The sequence below is a fragment of the Blastococcus sp. CCUG 61487 genome (genome assembly GCF_005222955.1).
Lineage (GTDB): Bacteria > Actinomycetota > Actinomycetes > Mycobacteriales > Geodermatophilaceae > Blastococcus.
Window position 1 is genome coordinate 1 of the sequence record NZ_LWUA01000069.1, and the last position, 458, is coordinate 458.

Sequence of the window (458 nt, forward strand, 5' to 3'; positions counted from 1 at the left end):
GCACCGCGTGCACGGTGCGCACCGCCATCGGCGCGCCTCCTCCTGGAGCTTCACCAGCGCCTCCCGGTACGGCGCGGCGACCTCCTCCGGCACGGCGGCCTCGAAGACCGACAGGGCCTGCCCGAGCTTCATCGCCCCGCCCTTCAACTGCCCGAGGACGGCGAACAGCTGCTCGGCGGTGCGCTGCTGCAGCTCCGCGGCGACGGCGTCGAGGACTAATGGGGCTTACCGAGCCCGCTGGTGTCTGGCAGGTTCGGCGCCGGTAGCGGCCGGTGGGTCAGCACTCTCGACGACTGGAGCGCTTGGATTCCTAGGGTCAGATCGTGCGCCCACCGGTCGTGAGGGGACCTGACCGCTGATGGGATGACGTGCCCCGGGCCTGCTCCGGTGAGCACTTGACCATTAGTCCGCCGGCTGTCTCCTCCGCGCTGCCGACCGCAGAGGCCGACCGGAGGAGG